Source organism: Pseudomonas sp. ICMP22404 (assembly GCF_006227205.1).
Lineage (GTDB): Bacteria > Pseudomonadota > Gammaproteobacteria > Pseudomonadales > Pseudomonadaceae > Aquipseudomonas.
Genome location: NZ_VCNG01000007.1, coordinates 47,920 through 62,907, shown reverse-complemented (window position 1 = coordinate 62,907; position 14,988 = coordinate 47,920). Strand labels below are relative to the sequence as shown.

The 14,988-nt window shown below is 60.5% G+C and carries 21 protein-coding genes; 10 read left to right on the top strand and 11 right to left on the bottom strand.

The window, feature by feature from the left end:
* Positions 1-55: 55 nt before the first annotated feature.
* The 8 genes from hisG to FGE05_RS13980 all read right to left on the bottom strand — a co-directional run bounded on the left by hisG (position 56) and on the right by FGE05_RS13980 (position 5,512).
* Positions 56-691 carry an ATP phosphoribosyltransferase gene (gene hisG / locus FGE05_RS14015; protein ID WP_041020859.1) on the bottom strand — a complete coding sequence of 212 codons (636 nt, stop codon included), beginning with the start codon at positions 689-691 and terminating at the stop codon, positions 56-58.
* 125 nt (positions 692-816) lie between these two features.
* Positions 817-2,082, bottom strand: coding sequence for a UDP-N-acetylglucosamine 1-carboxyvinyltransferase (gene murA / locus FGE05_RS14010; RefSeq protein WP_139645790.1), 1,266 nt, complete (start codon positions 2,080-2,082; stop codon positions 817-819).
* A gap of 22 nt (positions 2,083-2,104) precedes the next feature.
* Positions 2,105-2,344, bottom strand: coding sequence for a BolA family protein (locus FGE05_RS14005; RefSeq protein WP_041020861.1), 240 nt, complete (start codon positions 2,342-2,344; stop codon positions 2,105-2,107).
* Between the two features lie 115 nt (positions 2,345-2,459).
* On the bottom strand, positions 2,460-2,765 hold the full coding sequence (locus tag FGE05_RS14000) for a lipid asymmetry maintenance protein MlaB (protein ID WP_139646128.1): 306 nt from the start codon (positions 2,763-2,765) through the stop codon (positions 2,460-2,462).
* An 8-nt stretch (positions 2,766-2,773) separates the two neighbouring features.
* The gene (locus FGE05_RS13995) at positions 2,774-3,427 is read right to left on the bottom strand and encodes a phospholipid-binding protein MlaC (RefSeq protein WP_139645788.1); all 654 of its coding nucleotides are present in this window, start codon (positions 3,425-3,427) and stop codon (positions 2,774-2,776) included.
* A gap of 11 nt (positions 3,428-3,438) precedes the next feature.
* The gene (gene mlaD, locus FGE05_RS13990; protein ID WP_041020863.1) at positions 3,439-3,906 is read right to left on the bottom strand and encodes an outer membrane lipid asymmetry maintenance protein MlaD; all 468 of its coding nucleotides are present in this window, start codon (positions 3,904-3,906) and stop codon (positions 3,439-3,441) included.
* Entirely contained in the window at positions 3,906-4,703 is a 798-nt protein-coding gene (gene mlaE, locus FGE05_RS13985) for a lipid asymmetry maintenance ABC transporter permease subunit MlaE (RefSeq protein WP_139645786.1), read from the bottom strand. The genes mlaD and mlaE overlap by 1 nt, the downstream gene beginning before the upstream one ends.
* Complete coding sequence (locus FGE05_RS13980; protein ID WP_139645784.1) at positions 4,703-5,512, bottom strand: ATP-binding cassette domain-containing protein; 810 nt, start codon at positions 5,510-5,512, stop codon at positions 4,703-4,705. The genes mlaE and FGE05_RS13980 overlap by 1 nt, the downstream gene beginning before the upstream one ends.
* A 275-nt stretch (positions 5,513-5,787) precedes the next feature.
* Here FGE05_RS13980 and FGE05_RS13975 point away from each other — a divergent pair, with 275 nt between their 5' ends.
* From FGE05_RS13975 to FGE05_RS13930, 10 genes are all read left to right on the top strand, one after another.
* A complete protein-coding gene (locus FGE05_RS13975; RefSeq protein ID WP_139645782.1) occupies positions 5,788-6,762 on the top strand; it encodes a KpsF/GutQ family sugar-phosphate isomerase in 975 nt (324 codons plus the stop codon).
* Positions 6,763-7,287, top strand: a complete 525-nt coding sequence (locus FGE05_RS13970) for an HAD family hydrolase (protein ID WP_139645780.1) — start codon at positions 6,763-6,765, stop codon at positions 7,285-7,287.
* Positions 7,288-7,294: 7 nt separating this feature from the next.
* Positions 7,295-7,867, top strand: a complete 573-nt coding sequence (gene lptC / locus FGE05_RS13965) for an LPS export ABC transporter periplasmic protein LptC (RefSeq protein WP_139645778.1) — start codon at positions 7,295-7,297, stop codon at positions 7,865-7,867.
* Positions 7,854-8,399: a lipopolysaccharide transport periplasmic protein LptA gene (lptA, locus tag FGE05_RS13960; RefSeq protein WP_041020869.1), complete on the top strand. Its 546-nt coding sequence runs from the start codon at positions 7,854-7,856 to the stop codon at positions 8,397-8,399. The genes lptC and lptA overlap by 14 nt, the downstream gene beginning before the upstream one ends.
* Entirely contained in the window at positions 8,399-9,124 is a 726-nt protein-coding gene (gene lptB / locus FGE05_RS13955; protein WP_041020870.1) for an LPS export ABC transporter ATP-binding protein, read from the top strand. The genes lptA and lptB overlap by 1 nt, the downstream gene beginning before the upstream one ends.
* A gap of 216 nt (positions 9,125-9,340) precedes the next feature.
* Positions 9,341-10,837, top strand: coding sequence for an RNA polymerase factor sigma-54 (locus FGE05_RS13950; protein WP_139645776.1), 1,497 nt, complete (start codon positions 9,341-9,343; stop codon positions 10,835-10,837).
* 76 nt (positions 10,838-10,913) lie between these two features.
* The gene (hpf, locus tag FGE05_RS13945) at positions 10,914-11,222 is read left to right on the top strand and encodes a ribosome hibernation-promoting factor, HPF/YfiA family (protein WP_003178005.1); all 309 of its coding nucleotides are present in this window, start codon (positions 10,914-10,916) and stop codon (positions 11,220-11,222) included.
* Between the two features lie 12 nt (positions 11,223-11,234).
* On the top strand, positions 11,235-11,699 hold the full coding sequence (gene ptsN, locus FGE05_RS13940; protein WP_024777484.1) for a PTS IIA-like nitrogen regulatory protein PtsN: 465 nt from the start codon (positions 11,235-11,237) through the stop codon (positions 11,697-11,699).
* A gap of 2 nt (positions 11,700-11,701) precedes the next feature.
* Positions 11,702-12,559, top strand: coding sequence for an RNase adapter RapZ (gene rapZ / locus FGE05_RS13935; protein WP_139645774.1), 858 nt, complete (start codon positions 11,702-11,704; stop codon positions 12,557-12,559).
* Positions 12,560-12,574: 15 nt separating this feature from the next.
* A complete protein-coding gene (locus tag FGE05_RS13930; RefSeq protein WP_139645772.1) occupies positions 12,575-12,850 on the top strand; it encodes an HPr family phosphocarrier protein in 276 nt (91 codons plus the stop codon).
* A gap of 156 nt (positions 12,851-13,006) precedes the next feature.
* Here FGE05_RS13930 and FGE05_RS13925 read toward each other — a convergent pair whose 3' ends face one another.
* The 3 genes from FGE05_RS13925 to FGE05_RS13915 are packed head-to-tail and all read right to left on the bottom strand — an operon-like array spanning position 13,007 to position 14,981.
* The gene (locus tag FGE05_RS13925; RefSeq protein WP_139645770.1) at positions 13,007-13,897 is read right to left on the bottom strand and encodes a ZIP family metal transporter; all 891 of its coding nucleotides are present in this window, start codon (positions 13,895-13,897) and stop codon (positions 13,007-13,009) included.
* A 29-nt stretch (positions 13,898-13,926) separates the two neighbouring features.
* On the bottom strand, positions 13,927-14,538 hold the full coding sequence (locus tag FGE05_RS13920) for a superoxide dismutase (protein WP_139645768.1): 612 nt from the start codon (positions 14,536-14,538) through the stop codon (positions 13,927-13,929).
* Between the two features lie 2 nt (positions 14,539-14,540).
* On the bottom strand, positions 14,541-14,981 hold the full coding sequence (locus tag FGE05_RS13915; protein WP_139645766.1) for a hypothetical protein: 441 nt from the start codon (positions 14,979-14,981) through the stop codon (positions 14,541-14,543).
* Positions 14,982-14,988: the final 7 nt, after the last annotated feature.

Below are 14,988 nucleotides of genomic sequence, written 5' to 3'. Positions count from 1 at the left end.
AGAAAATTGGCTATGACGCGGATAGACGGGCGCAACCAGAGGTCGCGCGGGTGTATCAGCCGTGGTGTCGAGATTCCACTGCCTTGCGCAGGGTATCGATCAGAGCCTGGATGCGGGCGTGTTGCATTTTCATCGACGCCTTGTTGACGATCAGCCGGGAGGTGATGTCCGCGATGAAATCCTGGGGTTCCAGGCCATTGGCCCGCAGGGTATTGCCGGTGTCGACGACGTCGATGATCTTGTCCGCCAGACCGATCAGCGGCGCCAGCTCCATCGAACCGTACAACTTGATGATATCGACCTGACGACCCTGCTCGGCATAGTAACGCTTGGCGATGTTGACGAACTTGGTCGCCACACGCAGGCGTCCCTTGGGCTCCGGCGCACCGACCTTGCCGGCGGTCATCAGCTTGCACCGGGCGATCCGCAGGTCCAGGGGCTCATACAAGCCCTGGCCGCCGTATTCCATCAGCACGTCTTTACCGGCAACGCCGAGGTCGGCGGCGCCATGCTCCACATAAGTCGGCACATCGGTGGCACGCACGATCAGCAGGCGCACATCGGCCTGGGTCGTGGGGATGATCAGCTTGCGGCTCTTGTCCGGATTCTCGGTCGGCACGATGCCCGCTTCAGCCAGAAGCGGCAGGGTGTCGTCAAGGATGCGGCCCTTGGACAGTGCGATGGTCAACATGGGAACGTCAGTCCTTATCAAGGTACACATGCCCGGTCGCAAGCGGCGCCGGACACACATCGAGGGTGGACCACCCTCGATTTGAAACGAAATCCAGGCACATCCTTGTGCCCATGCAGCCGGAACTAGCCTGGTACGCGGCGGATCTTGGCGCCGAGCATCTGCAGTTTTTCTTCGATGCACTCGTAGCCACGGTCGATGTGGTAGATGCGGTCGATCAGGGTATCGCCTTCGGCAATCAGGGCCGAAATCACCAGGCTGGCCGAGGCCCGCAGGTCGGTGGCCATCACTGGCGCGCCCTTGAGTTTCTCGGCGCCGGTGACGATGGCGGTGTTGCCTTCGACCTGGATCTTGGCGCCCATGCGGTGCAGTTCGTAGACGTGCATGAAACGGTTTTCGAAGATCGTCTCGATCACCGCGCCGGTGCCTTCGGCAATGGCGTTGAGGGAGATGAACTGTGCCTGCATGTCCGTCGGGAACGCCGGGTATGGCGCGGTCCGCACATTGACGGCCTTGGGCCGCTTGCCGTGCATATTCACTTCGATCCAGTCTTCGCCGCAGGTGACTTCGGCACCGGCTTCCTTGAGTTTCTCCAGGACGGCTTCAAGGATGGTCGGATCGGTGTCCTTGACCTTGACGCGACCGCCGGTGACGGCAGCGGCAACCAGGTAGGTACCGGTTTCGATCCGGTCCGGCATCACTTTGTAGGTGGCCGAATGCAGGCGCTCGACGCCATCGATGGTGATGGTGTCGGTACCCGCACCACTGATCTTGGCGCCCATGGCGATCAGGAAGTTCGCCAGGTCCACCACTTCAGGCTCGCGAGCAGCGTTCTGCAGCACGCTGCGGCCCTTGGCCAGTGCAGCGGCCATCATGATGTTCTCGGTGCCGGTCACGCTGACGGTATCGAAGAAGAAATGCGCACCACGCAGGCCGCCTTCAGGGGCCTTGGCCTTGATGTAGCCGCCTTCGACGTCGATGACCGCGCCCATGGCTTCCAGGCCACGGATGTGCAGGTCCACCGGACGCGAGCCAATGGCGCAACCGCCAGGCAACGCGACTTCGGCTTCACCGAAACGGGCAACCATGGGGCCCAGCACCAGGATCGACGCACGCATGGTTTTCACCAGCTCGTACGGGGCGACCAGGGTCTTGATGGTGCGTGGATCGATCTCGACGCTGAGCTTCTCGTCGATGACAGGTTCGATGCCCATGCGGCCGAACAGCTCGATCATCGTGGTGATGTCATGCAGGTGCGGCAGGTTGGCCACGGTCACCGGGCCATCGCACAGCAGGGTCGCGGCCAGGATTGGCAGGGCGGAGTTCTTTGCCCCGGAAATACGGATTTCGCCATCAAGACGAACGCCGCCGGTAATAATCAGTTTATCCATAAGAATCTCGAGGCCCTTGGGCTCAGGTGCGCTCGGCCCAGGCCGCGCTGCTGAAAAATTTCATCGTGACCGCGTGGATGCTGCCATCGGCAATCCATGGGTTCAAATGGGCATAGATGCTCTGCTGACGCTTCACTGGGCTCAACGCCACCAGTTCATCGCTGATCACGTTCAGCTGGAAGTTACAGCCTTCGCCTTCAACTTCCACCTTCGTACCAGGCAGCTTTCCTTCAAGGAAGCTCTTCACTTCTACAGCCTGCATGCTCAACCTCAATCGGCGCCCTGTGCGCGCGGGTCGCACATCATACAAAAAAGCCCCGCGCCTGCGAACCCCGCGAAGCAGGACTCTGACGGGGGGACTTTTCCGGCGATGTGGGTCAGGATTGCGCCAACAGCTCGGTCAGTTCGCTGACCTGGGCTATTTCGCGCATGTCTTCGGGCATCCCACGGATGCTCCACGTTTTGCCGGCCGCCTTGGCGTCCCGCATGAAGCACAGCAACAGCGACAAGCCGACACTGCTGGATTTCTGCACCGCCGAGCAGTCAATGACCAGCTCGGCCGCACTGACGGATTTGATCAGCGCCTGGCCCTGCTTGCGCAGGGCAGGACCGGTGCGGTAGTCCAGTACACCACTGAGCAACAACTCGCCGGCGTCGCCCAGACGAATGGCCGACTCACTCACCGACTCGATCATTGTTCCTGCTTCTCTTTGGCTTGCTCGGTCACTTCCTTGGCCTTGGCGACTTCGCCGGCCCAGCCATCGATGGTCTTGTCCAGGTCATTGCCATTGCGCTGCATCGCATCGGCGAACTGGTCGCGGAACAACTTGCCGATGTTGATGCCGTTGATGATCACGTTGCGCACCCTCCATTCGCCGTTCAGCTGTTCGAGCGTGTAGGAAACCGGATAGATCGCACCGTTGTTACCCTTGACCTGCATGTCGACGCTGGTACGGGTACCGCTTTCATCCTTGGCCGGCCCAACGGTGATGCCCTGGTTGTTGTATTCGAGCAAGGCGTTGCCGTAGAACTGCATCAGGCTGCGCTTGAAGTTTTCCTGGAAGCGGGTCATCTGCGCAGGAGTGGCCTTGCGCGAGTACTTGACCGTCATGATGCTGCGGGAGATGCCATCGGCGTCCACCACCGGACCGACAATGCCGTTCAGCGCATCATAGAATGCGCCCGGGTCCTGTTTGTATTTCTCTTTGTTGGCGGCAAGGTCTGCCAGCAGCCGGGTCGTGGTGTCCTGGATGATGTCATGCGCGGAAGGCGCCGCCAGGGCATTGGTCATCAGCGGCAGGGCTGCCAGCAGGACCAACAGGCTGCGTCGCAAGATAGAGATCATCGAAAAGCTCCTCATTTGGCGTCTTTGCTAACGGTATTGAGCAGAAATTTCCCGATCAGGTCCTCGAGTACCAGCGACGACTGCGTGTCATGGATGGTCCCACCATCCTTGAGCAGGGTTTCCTCCCCGCCTACGCTGATACCGATGTATTTCTCACCCAGCAGCCCCGCCGTCAGGATAGATGCAGTGGAATCAGTCGGCAGGTTATCCACGCGCTTCTCCAGCTGCAGCGTCACCCGTCCGGTGAAACTGTCGCGATCCAGATCGATTGCCGTGACCTTGCCGATGGTGACACCGGCCATGGTCACCTTGGCTCTGACCGTCAAACCGGCGATATTGTCAAAATAAGCATAAAGTTTATAAGTATCGGTGTTCGCGGTCGGCGCCAGGCCGCTGACTCGCAGGGCCAGCAGCAACAAAGCCAGGATGCCGGCCAGCAGGAAAAGGCCGACACCGATTTCCAGGGTGCGGTTTTGCATCAGAAATCTCCAAACATCAAGGCGGTCAGAATAAAGTCAAGGCCCAGGACCGCCAGCGAGGCGTACACCACGGTCTTGGTTGTGGCACGGCTGATCCCCTCAGACGTGGGCTCGCAGTCATAGCCTTGAAACACGGCGATCCAGGTCACCACGAACGCGAATGCGGCACTTTTGATGACGCCATTGAGCACATCATCCATGAAGTCGACGCTGTTCTGCATGTTGGACCAGTAGGAGCCTTCATAGACCCCCAGCCAGTCGACGGCTACCCACGAACCGCCCCAGATCCCGACGACGCTGAAGATGATTGCCAGCACCGGCAGGGAAATGAAGCCGGCCCACAGGCGCGGGGCAATGATGTACTTGAGCGGGTCGACGCCGATCATTTCCAGGCTGGACAGCTGCTCGGTGGACTTCATGTTACCGATTTCGGCCGTCAGCGCCGAACCGGCACGGCCGGCGAACAGCAGCGCGGTCACCACCGGACCGAGTTCACGCAACAGCGTGAGCGCGACCATCTGCCCGACCGCCTGCTCCGAGCCGTAGCTGGACAGGATATTGAAACCCTGCAACGCCAGCACCATGCCGATGAAGATCCCGGACACCACGATGATCACCAGGGACATCACCCCCACCGAATGCAGTTGCTTGACCAGCAGGCCAAAACCGCCGCCGGAGGCGTTGCGACCGAGCAAGGCATGGGCCAGGAACAGCGTGGAACGGCCCAGCACCGCCAGCACATCGATGCCGGAACGGCCGAACAGGCGAATTCTTTCTATTAATGATTTCTTGCGCATCAGCGCTTCCCCAACAGATCGGTACGGTAATCCGTGGCCGGAAAATGGAACGCCACCGGACCGTCCGGATCCCCCTTCATGAATTGGCGAATGCGCGGGTTGTCCGAGGCATTCAATTCCTCGGGTGTACCCTGCCCCAATACCTGGCCATCGCCGACCACATAGATGTAGTCCGCGATGCTGGAGGTTTCGGCCAGGTCGTGGGACACCACGATGCTGGTGATGCCCAGCGCATCGTTGAGCAGGCGGATCAGGCGCACCAATACACCCATGGCGATCGGGTCCTGTCCGACGAAGGGCTCGTCGTACATGAGGATTTTCGGATCGAGGGCAATCGCCCGCGCCAGTGCGACCCGGCGCTTCATGCCGCCGGACAGCTCGTCCGGCATCAGTTCGAGGGCGCCACGCAGCCCGACCGCCTGCAGCTTGAGCAGCACGATATCGCGGATCATCTCCTCCGGCAGGTCGGTATGGACCCGCAGCGGAAACGCCACGTTCTCGAACACGTCGAGATCGGTGAACAGCGCGCCACTCTGGAACAGCACGCCCATGTGCTTGCGCGCATCGAACAGGTCGCTGCGCGACAACTTGGGAAGATTCTGGCCATTGACCCAGACTTCACCGGCATTGGGACGCAACTGTGCGCCCATCAGGCGCAGCAGCGTGGTCTTGCCACACCCGGAAGGGCCCATGATGCCGGTCACCTTGCCCCGTGGGATGCGAATATCGATGTCATTGAAAATGCTGCGCGTCCCTCGCTTGAAGGACAGCCCCTTCAGCTCGACCGCGTAGGCGTTGTCGGCACTCATCTAAACTCCTTGCGATGCAGCCTCACATCCGAATGCCCCAGCCAGCCGATCAACATCGGTACCGCCGGGCATCCGGACCGGCGGCGAACTATATCACTGCAACGGCCACGCGCCCAAGGCCCACCCCTGACCGGTTAAGCCTCGCTTAAGCTAAATGGATGCATTTTATTTCAAATCAGGCGGGGTGTTTGCACGAAGCATGACGAACTAGCGTGAGGGAATTGTTCATTGCCGCTATAATCGCCGCCTTTTCATCGGGCTATACGATTTCTGACATGAGCCAATCCAGCGATCTGATTCAATCGGCACAACGTACCATCCGCCTCGAGCTCGAAGCCGTGCAAGGCTTGCTGCCCCGCATCGACGCTGATTTCGTACACGCCTGCGAGATGATTCTGACCAGCAAAGGCCGCGTCGTCGTGGTCGGCATGGGCAAGTCCGGGCACATCGGCAACAAGATCGCCGCAACCCTGGCCAGCACGGGCACCACGGCATTCTTCGTCCACCCGGCCGAAGCCAGCCATGGTGACATGGGCATGATCACCCGGGACGACATCATCCTGGCGCTGTCCAATTCCGGTTCCACCAATGAAATCATTACCCTGCTGCCGCTGATCAAGCGCCTGGGCATCCGGCTGATCAGCCTCACCGGCAACCCGGACTCGCCGCTGGCCAAGGCCGCCGAAGTCAACCTCAATGTCCACGTCGAGCACGAAGCCTGTCCGCTGAACCTGGCACCGACCTCGTCCACCACGGCCGCCCTGGTCATGGGCGATGCCCTGGCCGTGGCCCTGCTGGAAGCCAGGGGGTTCACCGCGGAAGATTTCGCCTTCTCCCACCCCGGTGGCGCACTGGGCCGCCGCCTGCTGCTGAAGGTCGAAAACGTGATGCACGCCGGCGAAGAGTTGCCTCAGGTGCAACGCGGCACGCTGCTCAAGGACGCACTCATGGAGATGACCCGCAAGGGCCTGGGCATGACGGTGATCCTCGAGGCCGACGGCAAGCTCGCCGGGATCTTCACCGACGGCGACCTGCGTCGCACCCTGGACCGCACCATCGATGTGCACAGCGCCACCATCGAACAGGTCATGACACCCCACGGCAAGACTGCCCGCGCAGAAATGCTCGCCGCCGAAGCCCTGAAAATCATGGAAGACCACAAGATCAGCGCCCTGGTGGTGGTCGATGCCGAAGACCGCCCGGTGGGCGCCCTGAACATGCACGACTTGCTGCGTGCGGGAGTCATGTAAATGAACGCAGACCTGCTGCTACGCGGTAAAACCATCAAGCTGGCCGTGTTCGACGTGGACGGCGTGCTGACCGACGGACGCCTGTATTTCCTCGAGGACGGCAGCGAGTTCAAGACGTTCAATACCCTGGACGGCCAGGGCATCAAGATGCTGATGTCCGCTGGCGTGCAGACAGCTATCATCAGCGGCCGCAAGACCCCGGTGGTCGAGCGACGCGCGAAGAACCTCGGCATTCCCCACCTTTATCAGGGTCGCGAGGATAAACTGGTGGTCCTGGACGAGCTTCTGGGCCAACTCAACCTAACCTATGAACAGGTCGCCTACCTGGGTGACGACCTGCCGGACCTGCCGGTGATCCGTCGGGTTGGCCTGGGCATGGCGGTGGCCAATGCGGCCGGCTTCGTACGCGAGCACGCCCACGGCGTCACCACCGCGCGAGGCGGCGAAGGCGCGGCCCGTGAATTCTGCGAACTGATCCTGCGCGCCCAGGGCCGCCTCGAAGCGGCGAACGCCGCGTACCTGTGAGCCATTTATGCTGAGCAAGAAGATTCGCACCATCCTGCTGTTCGCGTGCATCGCGGCGATTTTCGCGGCGGTGGGCTACTGGAACATCAGCCCCGAACGCTTTCTCGACCGCCCCGCCGTCCAGGTCGAGGAAAACGATATCGATTGGTATGCGACCAACACGCATACACTGCAATACCTGCCTGACGGCAAGGTGCAGTACGAAATGACGTCCGACAAGGTCGATCACGTCAAGGCCACCGACATTACCCTGGTCGCCAATCCGGACCTGAACATGTTCCGCGGCACCGAGTTTCCGTGGCACGTGCAGAGCAAACGCGCCGAAGTGAATCCCGGCGGCACCGAAGTGGAACTGATCGACTCGGTACGCGTTGCGCGAACCGATGAGAAAAACCGCACGACCATCATCACCAGCACTCGCATGACCGTGTTCCCGCAGCAACAATATGCGCAGACCGAGCAACCCGTTAGAATCGACGGCGCCGGCGGTGTATCGACCGGCACGGGAATGAAGGCGTATCTGAAGGAAAGCAGGATACACCTGCTATCGAACGTAAGAGGACAGTATGAAGCTCGCTAAAACCCTCCCTATTTTGCTCAGTCTGGGCGCAGCACTGGGAAGCGCGAGCGCCTGGTCTCTTCCCAATGACCGTGACCAGCCTATCCGCATCCAGGCCGACGACGCCCAACTGGACGACAAGAACGGTATCGCCACCTATAAGGGCGACGTGATCATCACCCAGGGCTCGATGAAGGTCACCGGCAACACCGTGACCATTACCCGTACTCAGTCCGGCGATATCGACGTGGTGACTTCGGTGGGCAACCTGGCTTATTTCGAGCAATTGCAAACGGCTGGCGACACCAAGCCCGTGCAGGGTTACGGCGTGACCATCCAGTATCACGCGTCCCAGGACCGCGTCGTGCTGATCGATCGGGCCAAGGTCATCGACAAGGACAACAACGTCACCCAGGGCGAGAAAATCGTCTACGACACCAACAAGAAACTCGCCAGCGCCGGCCGCGCCACCGGCAACAAGGTGACCGAGCAGCGCCCACGGATCGACATGGTCATCCAGCCGAAAAAGAAAACCGAGCAAAGGCCCCAGTAATGGCAACTCTGAAAGCTCAGCACCTGGCCAAGAGCTACAAGGGCCGTCAAGTCGTGCGAGATGTCAGCCTGTCCATCGACAGCGGGCAGATCGTCGGCCTGCTCGGCCCCAACGGCGCGGGCAAGACCACCTGTTTCTACATGATCGTCGGCCTGGTCCAGGCCGATCAGGGCCGCGTCCTGATCGACGACCTGGACGTCAGCCATCAGCCAATGCACGGCCGGGCCAAGGCCGGCATCGGCTATCTGCCACAAGAAGCGTCGATCTTCCGCAAGTTGTCGGTCGCCGACAACATCATGGCGATTCTCGAAACCCGCAAGGAGCTCGACAAGGCGGGTCGTCGCCAGGAGCTGGAAAGCCTGCTGCAGGAATTTCACATCAGCCATATCCGCGACAACCTGGGCATGAGCCTGTCCGGCGGCGAACGGCGCCGGGTGGAAATTGCCCGCGCCCTGGCCACCGCACCGAAATTCATCCTGCTCGACGAACCGTTCGCCGGCGTGGACCCGATTTCGGTGGGCGACATCAAGCAGATCATCCACCATCTCAAGGCCAAGGGGATCGGCGTGCTGATCACCGACCACAACGTGCGCGAGACGCTGGACATCTGCGAGACCGCCTACATCGTCAATGATGGACAATTGATCGCCGAAGGTGACTCCGCCACCATCCTGGCCAACGAATTGGTCAAGGAAGTGTATCTGGGCCATGAGTTCCGCCTGTAAGCGCGAAGTGTCTGGCAACTGTTCCGGCGCCGTCGGTTTTACCAGGCAGCGCCTCGGGAGAGGCTCAATGAATCCCCTCATCGGGAAACTAATTGAGTACTCCCTCTAGGCAAACACTTCAGTTTCAGGCATATAATTTGCTTAAGGTTTGGCGCTTCGGCGCCCTTGTAGTGGATGGCGCATGTGCGCCGGCGAATAAGGTGTTAAGCCCCTGCCATGAAACCATCGCTAGTCTTGAGAATGGGCCAGCAGCTGACGATGACACCGCAGCTGCAACAGGCCATCCGCCTGCTCCAATTGTCGACCCTGGACCTGCAACAGGAAATCCAGGAGGCCCTGGAATCCAATCCGATGCTCGAACGCCAGGAAGAAGGCGACGACTTCGACAACACTGATCCGCTGGCCGACAACGTCGAGCAAAAATCCAATACCGAGATCCAGGAGCCGTCCTACCAGGAGGAAGCCGCCCCGACGGTGGATAACCTCGAGGATGGCGAGTGGAACGAACGCATCCCCAACGACCTGCCCGTGGACACGGCCTGGGAGGACGTCTACCAGACCAGCGCCAGCAGCCTGCCAAGCAGCGATGATGACGAGTGGGACTTCACCACCCGCACCTCTGCCGGCGAAAGCCTGCAAAGCCACCTGCTGTGGCAACTGAACCTGGCGCCGATGTCCGACACCGATCGCCTGATCGCCGTGACCCTGATCGACTGCATCAACAATCAGGGCTACCTGGACGAGACCCTCGAAGAAATTCTCGAAGCTTTCGATCCGGAGCTGGACATCGAGCTGGACGAGATCGAAGCCGTCCTGCATCGGATCCAACAATTCGAACCGGCCGGCATCGGCGCCCGCAACCTGGGTGAGTGCCTGCTGCTGCAACTGCGCCAGCTGCCCGCCAAGACGCCGTGGCTGGCCGAGGCCAAGCGACTGGTCACCGACTATATCGACCTGCTGGGCGGCCGCGACTACAGCCAGCTGATGCGGCGCATGAAGCTCAAGGAAGATGAGCTGCGCCAGGTGATCGAACTGGTCCAGAGCCTCAACCCACGCCCGGGCTCACAGATCGAGGCCACCGAGCCCGAATACGTGGTTCCCGATGTGATCGTGCGCAAGCACAACGATCGCTGGCTGGTGGAGCTGAACCAGGAATCGGTCCCCAAGCTACGGGTCAACGCCCAGTACGCTGGCTTTGTAAGACGCGCCGATACCAGCGCCGACAACACCTTCATGCGCAACCAGTTGCAGGAAGCCCGCTGGTTCATCAAGAGCCTGCAGAGCCGCAACGAAACCCTGATGAAGGTTGCAACCCAGATCGTCGAGCATCAACGCGGCTTCCTGGACTACGGCGACGAAGCGATGAAGCCGTTGGTCCTGCACGACATCGCCGAGGCGGTGGGCATGCACGAATCGACAATTTCCCGGGTGACCACGCAGAAATTCATGCATACCCCACGGGGTATCTACGAATTGAAATATTTTTTCTCAAGCCACGTCAGCACCTCCGAAGGCGGCGAATGCTCGTCCACAGCCATCCGCGCGATCATCAAGAAACTGGTGGCTGCGGAAAATCAGAAAAAGCCGTTGAGTGACAGCAAGATCGCTGGTTTACTGGAGGCACAAGGCATTCAGGTGGCCCGCCGTACCGTCGCCAAGTATCGCGAATCCCTCGGGATCGCGCCTTCGAGCGAACGCAAGCGGTTGATGTAACAGGCCACGCCACAGCGTTCCAGTGGCAGGCATTTCTGCCTGCCGCTTTATGCACTGGCAACGAAGGAGAAGCTGTATGCAAGTCAACATCAGTGGACACCAACTGGAAGTGACCGAACCCCTGCGTACCTACATCGGCGAAAAACTCGACCGATTGGAAAGGCATTTCGACAAGATCACCAATGTGCAGGTCACGATGAACGTCGAGAAGCTGCTGCAGAAAATCGAAGCCACGTTGCATATTCCCGGCGGAGAGGTGGTTGCCAATGCGGAGCACACAGACATGTATGCCGCGATTGACCTGCTGACCGACAAGCTGGATCGCCAACTCAAAAAGCATAAGGAAAAGACCCAAAGCCTCCTCCAGGGCGCTACCGGTCGTTAATCCCCCCAATCCATGATCCGACTAGAAACCATCCTGACCCCCGGCCGTTCCATGGTGAACGCGCCGGGCGGCAGTAAAAAGAAAGCCCTCGAACAAATTGCCAACCTGATCCACCGCGAAGTGCCGGATCTGGAAATGCAGGACGTCTTCGAGGCCCTGGTTGCCCGTGAAAAACTCGGTTCCACCGGTTTTGGCAACGGCATCGCCATTCCCCACTGCCGCCTCAAGGGATGCATCACGCCCATCAGCGCACTGCTGCACCTTGAAGCCGCCATTGATTTCGACGCCATCGACGGCGCACCGGTCGACCTGCTGTTCGTATTGCTGGTTCCGGAAGCGGCGACCGATGCGCATCTTGAGCTGCTGCGCCAGATCGCCAGCATGCTGGACCGCAAGGAAGTGCGCGAAAAACTGCGCAGCGCACCGAGCAACCAAGCCTTGTATCAGGTAGTCCTGGACGAGCAGAACGGTCATTAATCATGCGCCTGATCATCGTCAGCGGTCGCTCCGGCTCCGGTAAAAGCACGGCGCTCAACGTGCTTGAGGACAGCGGCTACTATTGCATCGACAACCTTCCAGCCGGCCTGCTGCCGGAGCTGGCCGAACGGGCGCTGATCCACACCGAGCTGGCGCAACCGCTGGTGGCGGTTTCCGTCGACGCACGCAACCTGCCGAGCCACCTGTCGCGTTTCCCCGAACTGCTCGAGGAAGTGCGCAACCGGCATATCCAGTGCGATGTGCTGTACCTGGATGCCGATGACGAAACCCTGCTCAAGCGCTTTTCCGAGACCCGGCGACGCCACCCGCTGAGCAATGCCAACCGCTCGCTGGCCGAAGCCATTGAAGACGAAAGCCAGTTGCTTGGACCGATCGCCGACCTGGCGGACCTGAAGGTCGACACCACGAACCTGAACCTGTATCAGTTACGCGACACCATCAAGTTGCGCCTACTGAACCAGCCGGAGCCAGGCACGGCGTTCCTGGTGGAGTCGTTCGGTTTCAAGCGTGGCATGCCGGTAGACGCCGATCTGGTGTTCGATGTGCGTTGCCTGCCCAACCCTTATTGGAAACCGGAGCTGCGCGAGCAATCCGGGCTCGACCAACCGGTGATCGACTACCTGGCGGCCCAACCGGATGTCGAGGAAATGTTCCAGGACATCTCCGGCTACCTGCTTAAATGGCTGCCCCGGTTTGCCGCAAGCAACCGAGCCTATGTCACGATTGCCATCGGCTGTACCGGCGGTCATCACCGCTCCGTCTACCTGACTGAACGCCTGGGTCAGCTCCTGCAACAATCCCTGAAGAACGTCCAGGTTCGCCACCGCGACCTCAGCTAAAGGATTCACATCGCGATGCCTGCTCAGGAAATTGAAATCATCAACAAGCTGGGCTTGCACGCCCGGGCTTCAGCCAAGTTTGTCGGCGTGGCTGGCCAGTTCAAGGAAACGACCATCCGCGTCGGTCGGACGCCTGAATCCACGATCGACGGCAAAAGCATCATGGCCATGATGATGCTTGCAGCGGGCAAGGGCACCACGATCTATCTGGAAACCCAAGGTGAACAAGCGCAGGAGGCGATGGACGCCCTGGTGGACCTGATTAACCGCTACTTCGACGAAGGCGAATAACCCCCTGTGGCGAGGGGATTTATCCCCGCTGGGCTGCGAAGCAGCCCTGATATCTGTCACCGCCGAGCATCAGGTCGACTAAGCTCTTTTTGGGGCTGCTTCGCAGCCCAGCGGGGATAAATCCCCTCGCCACAAATAGATCACAGATTCTCCCTGTCACGCCAGCGCGGTATCCATCACCATCATCAGACAGAACCCCATCAGCAATCCCAGGCTCGCCAGCTTCTCGTGACCGTTGCGGCGGGCTTCGGGAATGACCTCGTGGGTCACCACCAGCAACATGGCCCCGGCCGCCAGTGCCAGGCCCAGCGGCAGCAACATCCCGGCCAGGCTCACCAGCCATGCGCACAATAGCGCGAACAGGGGTTCCACCAGTCCCGAGGCCGCGCCGATCAGGAATGCCTTGAACCTGGACATTCCGGCCGCGGCCAGTACCAGAGCAATGACCAGCCCCTCAGGTACATCCTGCAAGGCGATGCCCATCGCCAGGCTGTCGGCATCGGGCATGCCACCGCCCGCCGACACGCCGACGGCCATTCCTTCCGGAATGTTGTGGGCCACGATGGCAAACACGAACAACCAGATCCGCGGCGCAATGACCGGATGCCCGGGTGCACCAACCAGCTGTTCAGGACGGGCGGACACCTTTCGCTCCACCAGGTACAAGCCAAATGCACCGGCCAAGATGCCGAAACTGACCAGGCCGCTGGCCAGCCAGGGCGTAAGCCCCAATTGCTCGGCCGCAGCGATACCCGGCACGATCAGCGAAAACGCCGTAGCGGCCAGCATCACTCCCGCGCCGAAACCCAGCAGCGAATCGCTCACGGCCTGAGGCATTCGCCGGATGACCAGCACCGGTACAGCCCCCAAAGCCGTTCCCAAGGCGCAAAGCCCACCGCCTTGCAATGCACGCAGCAGTCTTGGCTCAAGGCCCAGCCACGCCAGGCCTTCGGCCGCCAGCAATGTCATCCCGGCCAACAGTAATAGCGACCCCAAGGCGTAGCGGAACATCCGCCCGCTCCTCGGCGCCAGAGTTTCAGTGTCCATAGTCAGCCTTGGATTGTTTGATGAACAGCTCAGGCAAGCGCAGCCTGGTAACGCCGAGCGACTGCAGGCCAGTTGACCACGTTGTAGAACGCGTTGATGTATTCCGGCCGGCGGTTCTGGTACCGCAGGTAATAGGCGTGCTCCCACACATCCAGACCGAGGATGGGTGTATGACCGGCCATCAGCGGGCTGTCCTGGTTAGCGCTGCTCTCCACCACCAGCCGCTTTTGCGGGGTTACGCTCAACCAGGCCCAGCCGCTGCCGAAACGGCTCAACGCCGCCTTGGTGAACGCTTCCTTGAACCGCTCCAGGCCGCCCAGTTGCGCCTCGATCGCCGCGGCAAGCGCACCATCAGGCTGCCCTCCCCCCTCAGGGGACATCACGTCCCAGAACAAGGAATGATTGGCATGGCCGCCTCCCTGGTTGATCACCGCGGCCCGCAAGTCCTGTGGCAATTGCTCCACGCTGGCCACCAGCTTTTCGATGGGCCATTGGGCGTACTCGGTGCCCTCCACGGCCGCGTTGAGGTTATTGATATAGGTCTGATGGTGTTTTGTGTAATGGATTTCCATGGTTTGCGCATCGATATGCGGTTCCAGGGCAGCGTAGGCGTAGGGCAGCGCGGGCAAGGTAAAAGCCATTTTCAATGAACTCCATGATGAAGGGGGATATCGCGGTGCAGGCATGACGTGTCGTTGCTGCGGAGCAGCCGTTGGGTGCGTGGGTACTCGCCGTGTTCACTGATGAAACCCAGCAGTTCGACATAGGTCTTGTGGCTCTGGCGCATCGCGGCGGCACGCAAGGCCGAAGGCATGCGCTCGTCCTGCAGGGTCTGCAGCAGCCGTTGGTGGATGGCGCACAGGTATTCGGCGCTTTCCTCCGGCTGGTTCAGCCGCAGGTGCAGATCCGCCAGGTTGTGATGGGACACAACGCAGGCAGCCACGGCTTCATCGGCATCAGCCCAGCGTTCGAACAACACCTGTGCCAGGGCCAGGGCTTGCAGGTAGGCCTCGCGGGCGTCCACCAGCTCGCCCAGGATGAAATGACGATTGGCCCTTTCGGTCGTGCGTTTCCAGTGCTCCATGATGAAT

Excerpts from the sequence above, each read along its gene's own strand:
- hisG (WP_041020859.1), bottom strand. The coding sequence starts at position 691 with ATGTTGACCATCGCACTGTCCAAGGGCCGCATCCTTGACGACACCCTG.
- murA (WP_139645790.1), bottom strand. The coding sequence starts at position 2,082 with ATGGATAAACTGATTATTACCGGCGGCGTTCGTCTTGATGGCGAAATC.
- FGE05_RS14005 (WP_041020861.1), bottom strand. The coding sequence starts at position 2,344 with ATGCAGGCTGTAGAAGTGAAGAGCTTCCTTGAAGGAAAGCTGCCTGGT.
- FGE05_RS13995 (WP_139645788.1), bottom strand. The coding sequence starts at position 3,427 with ATGATCTCTATCTTGCGACGCAGCCTGTTGGTCCTGCTGGCAGCCCTG.
- mlaD (WP_041020863.1), bottom strand. The coding sequence starts at position 3,906 with ATGCAAAACCGCACCCTGGAAATCGGTGTCGGCCTTTTCCTGCTGGCC.
- mlaE (WP_139645786.1), bottom strand. The coding sequence starts at position 4,703 with ATGCGCAAGAAATCATTAATAGAAAGAATTCGCCTGTTCGGCCGTTCC.
- FGE05_RS13980 (WP_139645784.1), bottom strand. The coding sequence starts at position 5,512 with ATGAGTGCCGACAACGCCTACGCGGTCGAGCTGAAGGGGCTGTCCTTC.
- FGE05_RS13975 (WP_139645782.1), top strand. The coding sequence starts at position 5,788 with ATGAGCCAATCCAGCGATCTGATTCAATCGGCACAACGTACCATCCGC.
- FGE05_RS13970 (WP_139645780.1), top strand. The coding sequence starts at position 6,763 with ATGAACGCAGACCTGCTGCTACGCGGTAAAACCATCAAGCTGGCCGTG.
- lptC (WP_139645778.1), top strand. The coding sequence starts at position 7,295 with ATGCTGAGCAAGAAGATTCGCACCATCCTGCTGTTCGCGTGCATCGCG.
- lptA (WP_041020869.1), top strand. The coding sequence starts at position 7,854 with ATGAAGCTCGCTAAAACCCTCCCTATTTTGCTCAGTCTGGGCGCAGCA.
- lptB (WP_041020870.1), top strand. The coding sequence starts at position 8,399 with ATGGCAACTCTGAAAGCTCAGCACCTGGCCAAGAGCTACAAGGGCCGT.
- FGE05_RS13950 (WP_139645776.1), top strand. The coding sequence starts at position 9,341 with ATGAAACCATCGCTAGTCTTGAGAATGGGCCAGCAGCTGACGATGACA.
- hpf (WP_003178005.1), top strand. The coding sequence starts at position 10,914 with ATGCAAGTCAACATCAGTGGACACCAACTGGAAGTGACCGAACCCCTG.
- ptsN (WP_024777484.1), top strand. The coding sequence starts at position 11,235 with ATGATCCGACTAGAAACCATCCTGACCCCCGGCCGTTCCATGGTGAAC.
- rapZ (WP_139645774.1), top strand. The coding sequence starts at position 11,702 with ATGCGCCTGATCATCGTCAGCGGTCGCTCCGGCTCCGGTAAAAGCACG.
- FGE05_RS13930 (WP_139645772.1), top strand. The coding sequence starts at position 12,575 with ATGCCTGCTCAGGAAATTGAAATCATCAACAAGCTGGGCTTGCACGCC.
- FGE05_RS13925 (WP_139645770.1), bottom strand. The coding sequence starts at position 13,897 with ATGGACACTGAAACTCTGGCGCCGAGGAGCGGGCGGATGTTCCGCTAC.
- FGE05_RS13920 (WP_139645768.1), bottom strand. The coding sequence starts at position 14,538 with ATGGCTTTTACCTTGCCCGCGCTGCCCTACGCCTACGCTGCCCTGGAA.
- FGE05_RS13915 (WP_139645766.1), bottom strand. The coding sequence starts at position 14,981 with ATGGAGCACTGGAAACGCACGACCGAAAGGGCCAATCGTCATTTCATC.